Raw genomic sequence first — 15,982 nt, 5'->3', positions numbered from 1 at the left:
TAACTTAGAAAAGTTGCAATTTAATAAGGAATCGTGTTTAAATAGATAGATATAAAAAAAATAGCCGATATTTTTATCGGCTATTCAGTATGAGTATCAATTTAATGCTTATTGTTTGTTAAGTTCGGTAGCCAATACCATCCTTATTTTGAGCTTAGCTCCCAAAGACATAGCGTCAACCAGGTCCTGTACAGTTAGCGAGCTTTCTGCTCTTAAAACTACGGTTGGTTCTTCCATTTTTGCGGTGGCTGCTATTAATCTTTCTTCTAATTGAGGGAACGGCACAGGTGTACTATTAATATAATAAACTTTATCTTTAGTAATCGTCAAAGATATAGGTTGCTTGCTTACATCATGCGATGATTTTGATGATTTCGGTAAAAGCAACTTTATTACATTCGGATTTCCCAAAGTAGATATAATCAGGAAAAACAACAACAGGAAAAACATGATATCGTTCAACGACGCTGTTGAGATTTCAGCTTCAAATCGTCTTTGTCTTTTTAATTTCATTGGTATAGAAATCAGATGGGTGAAAAATTATCTTGCCGGCTCATTAAGCGTATCAAGAAAATCCATTACAGTTGCTTGTAAATGAATACCAAACTTATCAATCAGCATATTAATACCATGATAACCGGCATAAGCAATTACCCCTACGATAAGGCCCGTAAACGATGAAATCATTTTTTCGTATAAACCATTGGCAATGATTTCGATAGTAAAGTTTCCGGTAGTGGCAATATCATAGAAAATACGGATAATACCCGAAATAGTACCAATGAAACCGAGAATAGGAGCAACCCCGGCGATAAGCCCCAAGTAACCCATATTCTTTTCCATTTTGGAAATCTCCAGATTCGATTGAATCTCCATGGCACTTTCAATGTCTTTTACAGGGCGGCCAATGCGTGTGATACCTTTTTCCAATATACGTGAAATAGGTAGATTAGTGCTTTTACATAAGGTAATGGCTGTACGTAAGTCGCCGCGTAAGATATTGTCTTTTAATGTTCTCAGGAAGCCAAAATCAATATTAGAGGCAGCCTTGATAAATAGATAGCGCTCTACGATGAAAAATATGGCCAAAAACAGTAAGAATAATAATGGATAAACAACAATACCACCTTTCAATAATAAGCTTAAATAATTAATTGATTCGGCATTTGCTGCAGTTGAAGTTGAGTCTGGAACTTGAAGCAAAATTGGTTGTAGCATGAGGCAAAGAATATAGGTTTTCGTTATAAACATTAAGAAAGCTGAATTTAGTATGCAAGTTAGCGTTTTTTTTAAAGTATAGCAGAAGATTCATACTATTGTTGAGAATGAAATTAGTTTAGTACAAGATTTTATGTACAAATAAGCTCTTGTTTCTTGATTTCAATCAATTTCGAACGACAACAAAATAGTGTATTTATATTCTATTTACATTTGAGGAATTAATCAGATAATTAACGTAAATCTATTATTTATATGAATTTTACCAAACTGGTACCCAATATTTTTTACATCGATATACGTGATGCATTAATTACTTTTGTGGATTGTCTGGAATTTAGAATAGCATATGATGAGATAAATACTCGGAGACCATTTTGCGTAGTTTCAAAAGGTGATTTGAGCATAAATATTTTTCAGGACAAATTATTGGCAGAAGAACATAATCCTGAATTAAGATTGGTAACTGATAATATTGAGGAAGTTTATGCCAAAGTTTCGGCATCGCACCCGCATTTGCTTCATCCCAACCTCAGCAAAGTTACACTTCGCCCATGGGGGGCAAAAGAATTTGCATTGACAGATACACAATTGGGGATTGTTGTGCAGCAGTGGGGGAGTTGATGAATATTCAGTAACGTTTAGCCACATAAATTTACAAACCCTTGTAATCGACAATTTTCAACTACAAGGGTTTATAGTTATTTCTTCTTTTAAAAAATTCTGAAACCAAGTGTAGCTTGTACTACTACATTTTTATAACGTGGGTTGGTTGATGTACCATCGCCATTGTTATTTTGTAAGTCCCAAGCTGCTCTTGTGCCAAAAACAACTTTATCAAAATTGAAATCGACCCCGATAACTGCACCCAAGGTGTTTTTGCGGATATTATCATTATCAAAATCGTCTTCGTCTACAACAGTTCCCAAGCCGCTATTAATCGTCGTTTTCTGTCTCATCAGATAAGAGAGCTGCGGACCAACCTGAAAAGTTAAAACACTGGTAGGCTTAATAGAAACCAGTAGCGGAACATCAAGATAATGAGATGTACGGGTAAAGTCGTAACCACTGCCCAGAACACTGCCTGATTGCTTATAACCCTTTTGCGAGTATATTACTTCAGGCTGAATACCCAGAAATCTCCCAATCGGAATGGCAAGATACCCACCCGCTGCTAAGCCGAATTTCCCATTAGCATCGTACTCATCATTTTTTGAGTCGTAGATATTTGAGTAATTTAAACCCGCTTTTACCCCAAGATGGATGGAATTTGAACCTCCTTCCTGTGCATAAGAATTGATCCCCAAAAGCGCCATTGCTGCAATAAAAAATACTTTTTTCATGATTTTAGAATTAAAGCTTGTGAATTAATAATACATTGATTTCTGTTTTTTGGAAAGCTCCAGCATGAATTACAAAATATCTGTGCCAGCCTTTTTTCATCTAAATTCTTTATGCGGCAGAATTGGGCTAAAAGAACCGAATAAATAAAGATAATTATAAACTATTTTCTTATTGAGTGGTTATACTAAGAAAATCGACACAACTATGAAAGCACGCCCAATTATATTAATAGAAGACGATACCGATGATAAGGATGTCCTCGAAGAAGTTATAAATGAATTAAAACTTCCTAATGGCATTATCTGGTTTAAGAATTGTATTGATGCCTGGCAATATCTTATCACCACTAAAGACAGTCCGTTTATTATTATATGCGATATAAATCTGCCCTTACAAAATGGTATGGAATTTAAACGGCAGATAGATACTAACCTTGAATTACGTAGAAAGAGTATCCCCTTTGTGTTTTATTCTACTTCAGCTAGTCAGAAATTAGTGAATGAGGCGTATATGCAGTTTACGGTACAGGGTTTTTTTAAGAAAGAGTATGATTTTGAAGAAATAAAGAATCATATGCGCGTAATACTGACATATTGGGCTATTTGTAAACATCCCAATACTTAATCATAAATTACCTTATTTAGTAATTTCAGTAACTTATCAGGCTCTTTGAAGCGTTCTTTCCGATAAAAAGTATAATTCCTTTTTGGGAGTGAAGTTTTCTTTCCAATCCAGTTTCAAGGCTTTGTTCACCATTTTCAATAGATTACTGCCTTCATTAGGTTTGAGGATGTACAGGTTGGCTCCTGCGTGGTAGGTTTCTTCTATTTCTGTATGTGCAGAAGAAGTGCTCAGAATAATACAAGGAATAGAACAAAAGGTTTTGTCCATACGAATGAATTTTAAGCAATCTTTCCCATTCATTTTAGGCATATTCAAATCTAAAAAGATAATGTCAGGCTTGCTCTCTGCCTGTGTCAGTTTTTCAACAGCGTCTTTCCCATTGCTGGCAATGGTCAATTCTGTTGGGAACGGAAGTTCGGCAAGGGCATCAGAGAAAAAGAACTGGTCATCTTCATCATCTTCTGCCAATAAGACTTTTATAGGAGCGTAATTATCGGTTAATAAGTATTTCATACAAAGAGGAATTTACAGCAAGGTAATTATTTAAAAAACTGCCTTTATACACAGTTTGCATGCATTAATATCATTGGTAGGTGGTTTTGTAACTTTGATTGGGAGTAAAATACAAGCAATTATATATTTATAATTTTACCAGACGAGAGGTATCGTTTGGATATTGGGAATAAGTGAGGCTGGGAGCATTGGTTTTAAGCAAGGTCATTTCTCCAAGAATAAATGCCCTGATTTAAAACCTTTTCCAGGTCGTCAATTTTAAGTAAGTCTTCGATCGCTTTTTCAATACATTCTCTGGTAAGTTCTTTGACGAATAAATCCGGTGGTATCTGGTATAACCCATGTAAATTTTTACCTGATTTTTTATCATCGTTAATGGATGTTTTCAAAAACTTGTATGTCCAGACATTTAATCCATAATGTCTGCCATCTTCTAAATCTACATGTATATTGCAAAACTCATTTTCAATATCCCAATTAGTTGGGTCAACTGTCTCAAATTCCAGCCATAGTTTAAATTTAGGATTTTCAGTTTTTCTGGCTTTTAGGTTATTGTAGAGCTTCCTTAATTCTTTATTATTTTTCCAACCCTCACTCTCTTTCATGGCAATAATTAGCAAATCTCCTGCTTCTTCAATAGTGTTAGCTTGTGCTTTGATATTCGCATTCTTCCATGGACTTTTCGTTTCTGGTATTAAATATTCAAATTCAAAAATATTTTCAATGCTACGGACAGATATAAACCATTCGCTTTTCCAGTCATCAGCTTGCAAGATATTGAGTATACTAAATGATGTTAATCCATATAGTGGTGTTTCCAGAAAAGTTTTATTTACCATTGAAATAAAAGATAGCATAGATTTTACAGATTCGAAAACGAAATCAGTCGTTTCCTCATTAATAAATTCATTATAAAATTCTTCTAGAGTTTGACTCTTTTGTGCTGAACATCTAACAAGGGGCATAAATTTTACTATTTAATATGACAATAATAACCAAAAAAGCCCCAATAAAAAATTATCAGGGCTGCTAGTAAAATTTTTATTTGATCACCCCTCCATCGCTTTCAAGGCTTCTTTCATCTGCTTTATCTGGCGTTTTCTTTGCAGAATAACCGGAGCCGCAACACGTTCTTTGCAGTCAAATAGGCTACAGCGTTCGCAGGTTTGGTTTACGTCACGGGTGACAATCTTTGGGTCGTCTAAGAATTTGAGTTTGGTTCTCAAACCATCATTCATCTCAAAACCCATCGTTACGCTGATATTCAGATGTGAAATGATATTTAGCGGACGTGCCATCGACATCACAAAATACTGGCTTTTGGAGTCAACATAGTTGGATATTTGTACACCTACCAATGGCTCTTTTACTTCGCCTTTAAGTTGTGCATCCGACACATCATCCAGAATATTCAACGAAATCCAACGTCTACAATAATGCTCCTGTTGTGTTTCGTGGGGTGTGTGTCGTCGGGCCAGGTGCATTTCTTTGGTCAGGTGATAATCTTTCTTTCCAGTAGGTGCTTCAAAGCGCAGAAAGAAAATACCATCAATACCAAAGTATTTAGGCAATATATTGCTAATGCGGTGGTAAAGTGTTTCAGGTGTTGCCTGAAAATGTTCTGCCATATCAACCAATACTTTATCGTTCCAGGTAGTCTGGTTAAAGAGATATTCTAACTTCTCAATCAGTTTTTCTCTGCGGATCAGAATTGCCCCTGCAAAGTAAGAAGCATTAAAATTATTGAGTATTTCTTCAAACGATTTAACCTCTACCCACGACGACGTATAGGGACGGTCTTTCAGTTTCATATACAGAAAACCTAATTCACGTCCTAGTGTAAACGCTCGCTGGTCTGAAGTAATGCGTTTATTAATCAGAAGCGTATTAGTTTTAGGCAAAAAAACCGATCGTATATTAGCAATATGCGGATAATCTTCTTCGTCAAAGTACTTAATCGTAAATCCGTATTTATCGGTAAGCAGGTTAGATAAGAAAAACTCATCAACCTGTTGATCAGAGCCAATTTTATGTTCTGCTAAAAAACGGTCGACGTTATCTTCAATTTCCGGAAAATAATTATCGTGCATTTCCTGATACGACCTTAGCACGGCGAAATAAAACTGCTCAACAGTCATATTATAGTTACGACCAATCTCTATAATAGTGCTGATAAAAGCACTGAGTTTAGTCGGAGCACCTGAAAGCAATTCGAGGAGGTCAGCGGGGGAGATACCAAAAATTTCAAAGGGAAGCTCAGTCAGGAAGTTTGAAGCGAGCAGCTCAGAAATCGGTTCGAGTTTTTTATTGAGTTTCAACGAGACCAGACTATCGTAATCAACCCCCATTGCATCGGCCAGCGCCACAATTTTATCTGATTTGGGATATTTTTTCCCTTTTTCAATTTCATTAATATATGACATCGACAGCCCCGATTTTTGCGCCAGGTCGGTCAGTGACATACCTTTGTCAATTCGCAGTTGTTTTAATTTTAGTCCGAATACAAGGCGGATATTATCGGTATTAAGGCTCATTTAATAATCTCTGGTAATTTTAGTAGTTAAGTAAAAATACTTAATAGTTTGTCGTAGTGATGTTTGTGCTGTTAAAGATAGGTAAAAATTGACGACACGCCTAAATAATTGGATAAAAGAAAGACAATTTTATTAATTTACTAAGAAGAACTATTGAGTGATTGAGTGAATTGGTTAATCGTGAATGGTTTAATTGTGAACGGCGCGGCGTCCGCATTCACTAACTCGTAATTATTCACTAATTCAACATCCGCTAATTCACAATTGATCACTAACTCACCGCAGCGGCGGCGCTCAAGCGCTAAATCACTAAATAAATAAAAACCTCCATCGCCTTGGCAACAGAGGTTCGTGTTTATTTTAGATTAATTGAAGCTATATTAAACCAAATGGCGTTGTTTATCTCTCATTTTGAATCCTTTCAGCACTTGTTCTTTATTAAATGAGCCCTCTTTCTCTAGCACCTCTATATATTCTGCTAATAAATCAAGTAAGTTCTTTACATCATTCACAGTTTGATAAAGGCTTAAAGAAATTCGGAAGCCTGAGTGTTTTACAGGTACAGCAGGTACAGTTGACGGACTTAATAAGAAATCTTTACTCATCAGGAATTGTGAGAAACGAATCAATAATTCTACACTACCCAAACCTAAAAAGAATTGCGGGGTATGTGCATAATTGATGATCGGTAAATCTAACTCTTTAGACTTTTGCTTGAAAACAGTTATCAGCTCATTCAATCGCATTTGTCTTTCGTATATCTCGTCTGACAAGTGAATATCTGCAATGCAAGAGGCTGCTGTAATACCAGCATGCAAAGTAGGAGCAGAGAATCTTAAAGCACCTCCACAGTTGTAAACTGTCTGTTTTGTAAGCTTATTCGGGAAAACCAAAGCTGAACTAAATGCACCAAAACCTTTATTCAAAGAGGTAATCACATACATTTTTTCATGGCGTGGAATATGGTGCAAGGCATAACCTTTACCATGCTCTCCAATCCAACTCATACCATGAGCATCATCTATATACGCTTTAAATTTATCGTAAGTATTCAGTAAAGTTTCGATGTCTTTCATCGGAGCTGCGTCTCCATGCATGGAGTATACACTATCAGCCATGTACCAGATATTGTCATACTTTTCGCTCAACATTTTAATTCTTCTCTCTAACATGTCCATCTGGCTATGTTTTACCATTTCAACATGGTAGCCATCGGCTTTTAATGTGCTTACTGCCAGTTGAACGCTTTCATGAACAAACTGATCCATGATGATGGCATCGTTTCTGCCAATAATAACGGGAAGATAGGCAAAGTGCCCGAGTGTGGTGCTTGATGCAAGAAATGTGGGTAAGCCAAAAATCTTTTCCAGCTTGTCTTCTAATTCAAGATAGTGGTCAAACGACATATACATTCTTGAAATGGAAGTTTGCATACCGTATTTTCTAATGCCTTCAATAGCTGCTTCTTTCACTCTTTCGTCATTCTCAAAAGCAAGATAATTGTTAGACATAAAGCTGATGTAAGACTTACCATCTATTGAAATCTTACGACTTGACTCCTCATCTTGTTGCGCTTTTACCTGAATGAGTCCGAGGTCTCGAGCATTGCTGAAAACATCGTTCACATACAACATTTGTTTTGGCAAATCTTTCATAAAATTGATTTTTAGGTTATCGTAATGGCTAATTTTCCTGGAAAATAGGGACTTATTTTCGGATATAAAGATTGTCAAAAAATGTACCAATATTTAGGAAAACCTTTCGCAACCGATAAATGGAGTAAAATAATGGATAAGTGGGCGAAAAAAAAGACTTTTGAACATCCGCTTAAAAAGTTTTTTAAATATTTTTGAAAAAAATAAATTTAATGCTATATATTTAGCACGCGTTTTGATAGAATATAAGCCATGAAGCATTCTATTAAAAACGTCCGGATTAAAACCTCCCTTATTATTTGATATTCAAGTTTTAAATCTTATCATTGTCAGGAGAATCAGGACTTGTTAATAGCGGTGTTTTTTATTGTCCAAACCTTATATAATTGTTATTCTAACTCATGCAAAGGGTTATTACTATATTATTAGGAATATTAGTAATATTCAATATCTATGCGTTCTTAAATGAGCATCGCATAGCTCTGCTTGTGGGTACAACAATGTTGATGCCCATGATTGGCGTCTATTATGGGTTTGCCCGTAAATGGGAAACTACCGGCGTTGACAAGCTGATGTATTTTGCCTGTATTTTAGGCGGGTTCTCTGATATTTCTATTTACCTGAATTATAAAAATAACGGTGAGTTGACACAGATAACTCTGGCGTGTATAGTGCATCTGGTTTATATCATTATTTTTCAGAAAGAGGGAACACACGTATATAACCTGGAGCGCAAAAATTTGCTTAAATTAGCTATTCCTGCCGGATTCGTTTTCTTCTTCTTTGGCTTCGTTTTACTAAAAGTTATCCCGGATACAGTCTTCTTAATTACAGTACTATATGCTTTCGAGTTATTCGTATTGGTAGTATTAGGCTATTTCCGCCCGGTTACTAGAAAGAGCTATTGGATTGGATTTACAGGCGTAACCCTTATTCTGATAAAAGACGTCTTCTATAGCGAATTCCATTTTATCAATCAGAATCCGCTTGTTCACTCATTAATGGACATTACCAATGCATTGGCATATTTCTGTATTACCTGGAGCATTGCTATCAATCAGAATGATAAATCTTCTGTACCAAACTATGTAGGAATTGTTTCTAAATTCCTGAAATTCTTAAGAAATACGCATATTGTTAAGATGATTTCTCTGAGAATCCTTAATCTTCGCTATCAGCTAAGCATTATCTATCGTAATTACCTATCTTAGTTTACGCTTGTTATCAATATTGGTATCGAAACTTTTATGTATTCCTTTTGGTTTAGGAGATAGATTAAAAGTAGACTAACAATGAATTGGAATACCATCAACGACGAATTACAAATAGAAGAAATCAAACAAAAATCTTTTGAACGCCCCGTTTTAGTGTTTAAACATAGCACCAGTTGTTCTATCAGTGCAACATCTTTAAGTAGGATAGAGAGAGCCTGGGATGCAGATAAGGCAAAGAATATCGAACCGTTTTATTTAGATTTGATAAGATTCAGAAATATTTCTAATAAAATTGCAAAAGACTTTAACGTAGAGCATGAGTCGCCGCAGGTACTATTAATTCAGAATGGAGAATGCACCTACGATGCTTCGCATTTTGAAATCAGATTTGATGAGATTGTAAGCCAGGTGGCTTGATAAACGAAGAGGGAAGTCTGCCAACTTCCCTCTTTTTATGTTAAGCCGATTGGACCACATGCCATTTGAAATTGAAAACCTGCACTACATCCGGGTGTAAGCTCAAAGCTACCGGGCAGGTATGTGCAATACGTATATACTTTTGCTTTACTTCTTCATTCAGTTCTTCAGGAGTTTGCATCGTAAAATTTACTTCTATTTTTACGATTCTGCGAGGTAATTCTGCCGACATCACTTTGGTTACTTCTATCTCTGAACCTGCAAAATCGATTTCGTCTCTACGTGCAGCAATGCCCATTACAGTTATAGCACAGCTTCCTAATGAGGTTGCAGCAAGGTCTGTAGGAGAGAAAGCCTCACCTTTGCCATGATTATCAGTAGGGGCATCGGTAATAATTTCTGTACCAGATTGTGAATGAGTAGCTTGCGTGCGAAGCTCGCCAAGGTAGATGATTTTTGAAGTAGGCATTTTTATTAAATTTTAAAGAAATTATCCTATTATGTTGAATAATACCTCTCAAAAATACGTTGAAAATAAGTATTTCCAAAAAAATTAGCATTTGCCTAACAATTTAATTATTTTTAATGTTGCTATTTATAAAAAAAAATCTATCTTTAGCTATTCATATCGGTAATAGGAGGACTATAAATATTTCGCCCGTGAAAATAGGTATACTCAGTATGGTGCTTTTGCTTGTAGTTACGAGTAGTTTTGCACAAAGAAAATCTTCCAGAGCTCCTGCTCCGACCAATCCGGCGAATCAGACTAGCTCTAAGAAAACAGAGAAACAAAAGGAAGATTACAAGATGTTTGCTTATGGATTAACCACCAATACTAATTCTGGTTTGTTGGGTGGTTTGGTTGTGCGTCACTCTAAGGCTATTGGCACGTATAAATGGAATCCTGTTCATCAGTATATCGCATTTGAAGCAGTAAATATCAAGAACCCAAAAGAGAAATCAGAGCCTACTAGTATTGCCAATCGTTATATTTACGGAAAAAGAAATTATTTCTTCTCACTTCGTCCCGAGTATGGGAGAGAAGTAGTATTTTTTAAGAAAAATGGAGATGATGGCATCGGGATTAGTGTGATAGCGGCTGCAGGGCCATCTTTAGGAATTCAAAAACCGTATTATATCAAATATGACCGTAACGGACGGGGGGCTGTAGACGTAGTACAGTTTGACCCGAATATTCATAAGGAAATCAATCGCATTCAGGGCTCAGCAGGTATCTGGCAGGATTTCTTTTCTGGAATGAAAGTGATCCCCGGTGTGCATGTAAAATTAGCTGCAAATATCGACATGAATACTTTTGGAAATAATCTGACAGGCTTTGAGATTGGTATTACTACCGAGCTCTTCAGCAAAACTCCTGAGATTATGTCGAACCAATTGACTACCAATTCGCGTTTCTATAGTGCAGGTTATCTGACTATCTATTTTGGCAATAAAAAACAAAAGAAAGCTAAGTCGTAATCTGTGAGAAATTGTTTTTACAAAGTATGAAAAACTCATACTTTTGTAACTCCTTAGGGCTTTAGCCCACCACTTTAGTTTTTAAAAACATGATAGACACACCCGTTGTAAGTACCGAACAACGAACTCGCCGCCCGGACTGGTTGAGGGTAAAGCTACCTATTGGCGAAAATTTCAAAAAAGTACGTAGTTTAGTTGATGAGCATAAGCTGCACACCATCTGCCAGTCAGGTAATTGCCCGAATATGGGCGAATGCTGGGGAGAGGGTACGGCTACTTTTATGATTTTAGGTAATGTTTGTACACGTAGTTGTACATTCTGCGCAGTTGCTACTGGTCGCCCGAATGAATATGACACAGATGAACCTCGCCGTGTGGCAGAAGCTATTCAGCTAATGCAAGTTAAACATGCCGTAATTACCTCAGTAAATCGTGATGAATTAAAAGATAAGGGTGCTGAAGTCTGGTATCAGACGGTAAGAGCTGTAAAGACACAATCTCCACAGACGACTATTGAAACCTTGATTCCGGATACAAAAAGTAACTGGGAAGCACTTTATCGAATGATTTCTGGCGGACAAGAGGTTGTTTCGCATAATATGGAGACCGTTGAGCGTTTATACCGCAATGTGCGTCCTCAAGCCAAATATGCACGTAGTTTAGAGCAAACCCGTAGAACCAAAGAGTATGGTAAACGTACTAAATCAGGTATTATGTTAGGTTTGGGAGAAACCAAAGACGAGGTATTCAAAGCTATGGATGATTTAGCAGAAAACGGTCTAGATATTCTGACTTTAGGTCAATATCTGCAACCAACAAAAATGCACCACGAGGTAATAGAGTTTATACACCCAGATACCTTTGCCATGTATAAAGAAGAAGGTTTAAGAAGAGGCTTGAAGTATGTAGAGTCAGGGCCATTGGTTCGTTCAAGTTACCATGCCGAAAGACATGTTCATGTTTAGAGATTAATTACATCAAAATATAAACCTCACAAGCAATTGTGGGGTTTTTGTTTAATGAAACATTACGACTACATTATCTGCGGAGGCGGTATGGCCGGACTATCCTTAGCATACTATTTAAAGAAAAGTAGGCTGAATGAAAAGTCTATACTGATAATTGAACCTAAAGAGAAAAACACCAACGACCGAACCTGGGCTTTCTGGGAGAAAACACCCAACCCCTTTGAAGATATTCTCTTTCGTAAATGGGATGCAGTTCAATTAATTGATGTTGAAGGCAACTCGCAAAACTTGGATATGGGAGGCTATCAGTATAAATTATTGAGAGGAATTGACTTTTATAATTTTGTGATTAACGAACTGAAAAAGTATCAAGGAGTAGAATGGCTAAAAGATTTAACTGAAAGAATAAATGAGGATAAAGAAGGCGCAATAGTAGAAATGCAAAGTGGACTGAAATTCAAAGGAAGATACGTTTTTGATAGTACCTATCAATTAAACCTTACCCTCAAACACAATCATAACTTACTGCAACACTTTAAAGGCTACGTAATTCATACTGAAAAACCTTGCTTTAATCCTTCTTTGCCTGTTATGATGAACTTCAATATTGAGCAAAAAGGTGATTGTCGGTTTATTTATATCCTGCCTTTAGATGAACATACAGCATTAATAGAATACACACTTTTCAGTGAAACGCTATTGCCTAAAGAAGAATATGATACTGAGTTGAAGAAATACATTGCAGAACAATTACAGCTAACAAACTACAAAACCATAGAAAAAGAATTTGGCATAATACCCATGAGCGATGTAGCAACGCAAGAATTTCCAAGTGAGCACGTAATAAGAATCGGCACGTCTGGTGGTTATACAAATGCAGCTACAGGTTACACCTTTCAGAATACACAACGTAAGTTAAAAAGTTTAGTAGACTCCTTAGAAAAAACTGGATCACCAAAAACCAAAGAAAATTGGTTTAACGGACGCTTTAGATTTTATGCCAGTGTTCTATTAAATGTACTCGAACAAAAACGCCATACTGCGGCAGATATTTTTGCCACCCTATATCGTAAAAATCCACCTGCAAGAGTTTTCGCTTTTCTGGATGGCGACACCAATATTTGGGAAGAACTCAAATTGATGAATACCGTTCCAAAAACCAAATTTCTGGCAGCAGTAGGGGCAGTAATAATAAGAAAAATAAAAGCTAGTCTTAGCGGTCAACTTCTCCCATAACAATATCAATAGAACCGATAGCGGCTATTAAGTCAGCAATCATACCTCCTCGGGCAATTTCAGGTAAAACCGATAGATTATTAAACGAACAGGCGCGGGCTTTTACACGCACAGGTACGTCCGAACGTCCATCAGTTCGGAAAAAGAAACCCAACTCCCCCTTTGTACTCTCGGCACGGGTATAAAAATCCATCTTTGGCGGACGTATTTTTTTTGGCACCACAGCCTGTGGGTCAAATTCTTTAGTACGTTTGTGTTCTTTATTCAGTTTTTCTAAGCACTGCTCAATAATTCGGATAGACTCAAAGCATTCTAATACACGCACATTATTTCTGTCCCAGCAATCTCCTACTTTACCTGCTTCACCTTTGCCGATTGGTATATCAAAATCAATCTCAGGATATACCGAATACCCATCAACTTTGCGTAAATCCCAGCGTAAGCCAGAGCCTCGCAGCACAGGTCCGGTGCATCCATAGTTAATAGCAACGGGTAGCGGAAGCACGGCAACATTGGCAGTACGGTTAATGAAAATATGGTTTTCAATTACCAGTTGCTGTAATTCAACCAATTTAGGTTTCAGATATTCAATTAATGATTGACAACGCTCTTCAAAACCTACTGGTAAATCATAAAACAACCCACCAACCCAGATATAATTATATAACATACGCGCTCCGGTTGTCCATTCCAGCAAACGCATAATATGCTCACGATCGCGGAAAAGCCATAGAAATGGGGTATAAGCACCAATATCAAGGGCATAAGTACCGATAGCTATAAAGTGTGAAGCAATGCGATTCAACTCAGCTACTAGTACACGGATATATTCAACTCTTTTTGGAATCTCTTTATCAATACCCAACATTTTCTCTATTCCCATCACCCAGGCATGCTCTGAGTTCATAGCCCCCAGATAATCCATACGATCGACATAAGGGATAGTCTGATTAAAGGGCAGGCTTTGGGCATGTTTTTCAAAGCAGCGGTGCAGATACCCTAAGTGTGGAATCACATCTACTACAATCTCACCATCAGTAACCACTTCCAGACGCAAAACACCATGAGTAGAGGGGTGCTGAGGCCCTAAATTCAGAATCATTTCTTCCGATTGCAGATTCTCGGCTTTGTACTTGTTGGGTTCTGATATAGTGAGATACTCAGGACGATATTTATATTGGACAGACTTCAAAATACAATGGGAATAATAATCTAAACGAAAAAAATTAACGCAGCTCAGGCCATTACTTTTTCAAAAGTACAAAAATATTGCATACTGAACGCTCTCCGGCATGGTCAAATATTTTATTGTCTGATGGATAATTAACAACGCCATTCTCAGGTTGGTTCTGAATATACATAGTGGTTGAACCACCACCATCAAAATTAATGGCATCTTTGCAGTTCAGCGCTTTGGCAAGGGTGGTTAGTTCAGGCAGACTCATACCATAAGACTCTCTGCTTCGACCATCAACGGTAACCAATAATAGCTTTTTATCGTTAGTGATACAGGCACAGGTACGTGGATGACGATTATCATTAAAAGCGTTTTTCTCTAAAGTCTGTCTCTGGTTATCAAGTAAAAGCAAAGGACCTGTTAATAATACATTATCTTCTTTCAACTCCTTTTCCCAACCACTTCTATGTTCACCTTTAATAATCTTTACTTTATTTTTATGAATGGTCACTGCCGAAATAGCATGAGTAGGCAATCTTGGTACATTTACTACACGGGTAGAATCCGTTACCTTGCCATCAATTTTTAGGAAGTCAACTGCACCGCCATTTTTCGTATCAAAGAAACCTGCGTTTACTGCAGCAATAGCCTGGCTTTGCAAAGCCAGTTTACTGGTAGGCAATCGCAACCTTATAGCAGTAGTATCAGCTTTCTTTTCGTCAGCGGCAACAAAGCGAAATTTTATCTTTCTGTTTTTCAGAGGCGTTTCCAGAACATTAATCATCTGGTTACCTTCAAACAATTCTTTTTGGTTAAAATGATAACTCTTCCAGAGAATACGGTAACCAATATCCTGTGTTTTCCAGTTAGTAGAAGCGACAGTCATAGAGTCTTTTGATTTTATCTGCTGGGCGAGGCAAACTTGCGTCAGCAACAAAAGACATAAGATTTTGTTATACATGTAGATTTTTAATATTTCCTCAAAAGTACAGATGACGAATTTCCTTCCCAAAGAATTTTACGAAAAATATGATACCGTAACCTTATCGAAAAAACTGCTGGGTTGTACAATGGTACATGAAAGCCCTGAAGGACGCACCTCAGGTATCATCGTTGAAACAGAAGCCTATCTAAGTAACGACCCAGCCTGTCACGCCTATCGGAAGAAAAGCGCCAGAAATGCCGCCATGTTTGAGGGAGCCGGTATATCTTATGTGTATCTTATCTACGGCATGTATCATTGTTTCAATATTGTCAGTGGTGATAAAGGAGTAGGCGAAGCAGTATTAGTACGAGCGCTGGAGCCAGTTGAGGGGATAGAATTGATGCAAAAAAGACGGAATACCACTCAATTGAAAAATCTTTGTAGCGGCCCGGCTAAATTAGTAAAAGCGATGGGTATTACTCCGGAGTTCAATTTTTTGCCAGTTTATGAAGATGAATTTTATTGCATTCCACCCAAAGATGAAAATTTTGAGATAGTTACTACCACCCGAATTGGTATTACTCAGGGAGCAGATTTATTATATCGTTTTTATATTAAAGGGAATAAGTTTGTAAGTAAATTGGAGAAAAATCAGGGTGTATTATTTGCATAAAATGA

18 protein-coding genes are annotated in these 15,982 nt (G+C 37.0%); 8 read left to right on the top strand and 10 right to left on the bottom strand.

The genetic code is table 11. From position 1 onward, the window contains the following. Positions 1-108: 108 nt before the first annotated feature. Entirely contained in the window at positions 109-513 is a 405-nt protein-coding gene (locus D0T08_RS01785) for a biopolymer transporter ExbD (RefSeq protein ID WP_116980847.1), read from the bottom strand. Positions 514-540: 27 nt separating this feature from the next. Next, entirely contained in the window at positions 541-1,218 is a 678-nt protein-coding gene (locus D0T08_RS01780; RefSeq protein WP_116980846.1) for a MotA/TolQ/ExbB proton channel family protein, read from the bottom strand. A 255-nt stretch (positions 1,219-1,473) separates the two neighbouring features. Between D0T08_RS01780 and D0T08_RS01775 the strand changes: the two genes are divergently transcribed. Further along, complete coding sequence (locus D0T08_RS01775) at positions 1,474-1,842, top strand: hypothetical protein (protein WP_116980845.1); 369 nt, start codon at positions 1,474-1,476, stop codon at positions 1,840-1,842. An 89-nt stretch (positions 1,843-1,931) separates the two neighbouring features. On the opposite strand, the gene D0T08_RS01770 is transcribed toward D0T08_RS01775, so the two are convergent. Beyond that, complete coding sequence (locus tag D0T08_RS01770; protein ID WP_116980844.1) at positions 1,932-2,561, bottom strand: porin family protein; 630 nt, start codon at positions 2,559-2,561, stop codon at positions 1,932-1,934. A gap of 205 nt (positions 2,562-2,766) precedes the next feature. On the opposite strand from D0T08_RS01770, the gene D0T08_RS01765 reads away from it, so the two are divergent. Beyond that, complete coding sequence (locus tag D0T08_RS01765; protein ID WP_116980843.1) at positions 2,767-3,186, top strand: response regulator; 420 nt, start codon at positions 2,767-2,769, stop codon at positions 3,184-3,186. 36 nt (positions 3,187-3,222) lie between these two features. Here D0T08_RS01765 and D0T08_RS01760 read toward each other — a convergent pair whose 3' ends face one another. The 4 genes from D0T08_RS01760 to D0T08_RS01745 all read right to left on the bottom strand — a co-directional run bounded on the left by D0T08_RS01760 (position 3,223) and on the right by D0T08_RS01745 (position 7,888). Beyond that, positions 3,223-3,699: a response regulator gene (locus tag D0T08_RS01760; RefSeq protein WP_116980842.1), complete on the bottom strand. Its 477-nt coding sequence runs from the start codon at positions 3,697-3,699 to the stop codon at positions 3,223-3,225. A 194-nt stretch (positions 3,700-3,893) separates the two neighbouring features. Next, positions 3,894-4,556, bottom strand: coding sequence for a hypothetical protein (locus D0T08_RS27725; RefSeq protein ID WP_199538106.1), 663 nt, complete (start codon positions 4,554-4,556; stop codon positions 3,894-3,896). Between the two features lie 192 nt (positions 4,557-4,748). Continuing rightward, positions 4,749-6,233 (bottom strand): helix-turn-helix domain-containing protein, encoded by a 1,485-nt coding sequence (locus D0T08_RS01750; RefSeq protein ID WP_116980841.1) that lies wholly within the window; start codon positions 6,231-6,233, stop codon positions 4,749-4,751. 380 nt (positions 6,234-6,613) lie between these two features. Then, on the bottom strand, positions 6,614-7,888 hold the full coding sequence (locus D0T08_RS01745) for an aminotransferase class I/II-fold pyridoxal phosphate-dependent enzyme (protein WP_116980840.1): 1,275 nt from the start codon (positions 7,886-7,888) through the stop codon (positions 6,614-6,616). A 401-nt stretch (positions 7,889-8,289) separates the two neighbouring features. Here D0T08_RS01745 and D0T08_RS01740 point away from each other — a divergent pair, with 401 nt between their 5' ends. Together D0T08_RS01740 and ytxJ are read left to right on the top strand one after the other, a co-directional pair. Beyond that, the gene (locus D0T08_RS01740; RefSeq protein WP_116980839.1) at positions 8,290-9,099 is read left to right on the top strand and encodes a hypothetical protein; all 810 of its coding nucleotides are present in this window, start codon (positions 8,290-8,292) and stop codon (positions 9,097-9,099) included. Between the two features lie 81 nt (positions 9,100-9,180). Further along, positions 9,181-9,519: a bacillithiol system redox-active protein YtxJ gene (gene ytxJ, locus D0T08_RS01735; protein ID WP_116980838.1), complete on the top strand. Its 339-nt coding sequence runs from the start codon at positions 9,181-9,183 to the stop codon at positions 9,517-9,519. Between the two features lie 40 nt (positions 9,520-9,559). Here the strand turns inward: ytxJ and D0T08_RS01730 are convergent, their stop codons facing one another. Further along, on the bottom strand, positions 9,560-9,988 hold the full coding sequence (locus D0T08_RS01730; RefSeq protein WP_116980837.1) for an OsmC family protein: 429 nt from the start codon (positions 9,986-9,988) through the stop codon (positions 9,560-9,562). Between the two features lie 191 nt (positions 9,989-10,179). On the opposite strand from D0T08_RS01730, the gene D0T08_RS01725 reads away from it, so the two are divergent. From D0T08_RS01725 to D0T08_RS01715, 3 genes are all read left to right on the top strand, one after another. Then, a complete protein-coding gene (locus tag D0T08_RS01725) occupies positions 10,180-10,998 on the top strand; it encodes a hypothetical protein (protein WP_147322687.1) in 819 nt (272 codons plus the stop codon). An 89-nt stretch (positions 10,999-11,087) separates the two neighbouring features. Further along, a complete protein-coding gene (lipA, locus tag D0T08_RS01720) occupies positions 11,088-11,963 on the top strand; it encodes a lipoyl synthase (RefSeq protein ID WP_116980835.1) in 876 nt (291 codons plus the stop codon). Between the two features lie 54 nt (positions 11,964-12,017). Further along, positions 12,018-13,202 (top strand): lycopene cyclase family protein, encoded by a 1,185-nt coding sequence (locus D0T08_RS01715; protein WP_116980834.1) that lies wholly within the window; start codon positions 12,018-12,020, stop codon positions 13,200-13,202. Here D0T08_RS01715 and D0T08_RS01710 read toward each other — a convergent pair. Beyond that, a complete protein-coding gene (locus D0T08_RS01710) occupies positions 13,180-14,397 on the bottom strand; it encodes an NADH-quinone oxidoreductase subunit D (protein WP_116980833.1) in 1,218 nt (405 codons plus the stop codon). The genes D0T08_RS01715 and D0T08_RS01710 overlap by 23 nt on opposite strands. 49 nt (positions 14,398-14,446) lie before the next feature. Further along, positions 14,447-15,265, bottom strand: a complete 819-nt coding sequence (locus tag D0T08_RS01705) for a phosphodiester glycosidase family protein (RefSeq protein ID WP_229238881.1) — start codon at positions 15,263-15,265, stop codon at positions 14,447-14,449. Positions 15,266-15,371: 106 nt separating this feature from the next. Here D0T08_RS01705 and D0T08_RS01700 point away from each other — a divergent pair, with 106 nt between their 5' ends. Then, positions 15,372-15,977, top strand: a complete 606-nt coding sequence (locus tag D0T08_RS01700; RefSeq protein ID WP_116980831.1) for a DNA-3-methyladenine glycosylase — start codon at positions 15,372-15,374, stop codon at positions 15,975-15,977. Positions 15,978-15,982 lie beyond the last annotated feature (5 nt).

The organism is Emticicia sp. C21 (assembly GCF_003418935.1).
GTDB lineage: Bacteria > Bacteroidota > Bacteroidia > Cytophagales > Spirosomataceae > Emticicia.
This window is presented reverse-complemented; position numbering and strand designations above follow the sequence as displayed.

Excerpts from the sequence above, each read along its gene's own strand:
- D0T08_RS01785 (WP_116980847.1), bottom strand. The coding sequence starts at position 513 with ATGAAATTAAAAAGACAAAGACGATTTGAAGCTGAAATCTCAACAGCG.
- D0T08_RS01780 (WP_116980846.1), bottom strand. The coding sequence starts at position 1,218 with ATGCTACAACCAATTTTGCTTCAAGTTCCAGACTCAACTTCAACTGCA.
- D0T08_RS01775 (WP_116980845.1), top strand. The coding sequence starts at position 1,474 with ATGAATTTTACCAAACTGGTACCCAATATTTTTTACATCGATATACGT.
- D0T08_RS01770 (WP_116980844.1), bottom strand. The coding sequence starts at position 2,561 with ATGAAAAAAGTATTTTTTATTGCAGCAATGGCGCTTTTGGGGATCAAT.
- D0T08_RS01765 (WP_116980843.1), top strand. The coding sequence starts at position 2,767 with ATGAAAGCACGCCCAATTATATTAATAGAAGACGATACCGATGATAAG.
- D0T08_RS01760 (WP_116980842.1), bottom strand. The coding sequence starts at position 3,699 with ATGAAATACTTATTAACCGATAATTACGCTCCTATAAAAGTCTTATTG.
- D0T08_RS27725 (WP_199538106.1), bottom strand. The coding sequence starts at position 4,556 with ATGCTATCTTTTATTTCAATGGTAAATAAAACTTTTCTGGAAACACCA.
- D0T08_RS01750 (WP_116980841.1), bottom strand. The coding sequence starts at position 6,233 with ATGAGCCTTAATACCGATAATATCCGCCTTGTATTCGGACTAAAATTA.
- D0T08_RS01745 (WP_116980840.1), bottom strand. The coding sequence starts at position 7,888 with ATGAAAGATTTGCCAAAACAAATGTTGTATGTGAACGATGTTTTCAGC.
- D0T08_RS01740 (WP_116980839.1), top strand. The coding sequence starts at position 8,290 with ATGCAAAGGGTTATTACTATATTATTAGGAATATTAGTAATATTCAAT.
- ytxJ (WP_116980838.1), top strand. The coding sequence starts at position 9,181 with ATGAATTGGAATACCATCAACGACGAATTACAAATAGAAGAAATCAAA.
- D0T08_RS01730 (WP_116980837.1), bottom strand. The coding sequence starts at position 9,988 with ATGCCTACTTCAAAAATCATCTACCTTGGCGAGCTTCGCACGCAAGCT.
- lipA (WP_116980835.1), top strand. The coding sequence starts at position 11,088 with ATGATAGACACACCCGTTGTAAGTACCGAACAACGAACTCGCCGCCCG.
- D0T08_RS01715 (WP_116980834.1), top strand. The coding sequence starts at position 12,018 with ATGAAACATTACGACTACATTATCTGCGGAGGCGGTATGGCCGGACTA.
- D0T08_RS01705 (WP_229238881.1), bottom strand. The coding sequence starts at position 15,265 with ATGACTGTCGCTTCTACTAACTGGAAAACACAGGATATTGGTTACCGT.
- D0T08_RS01700 (WP_116980831.1), top strand. The coding sequence starts at position 15,372 with ATGACGAATTTCCTTCCCAAAGAATTTTACGAAAAATATGATACCGTA.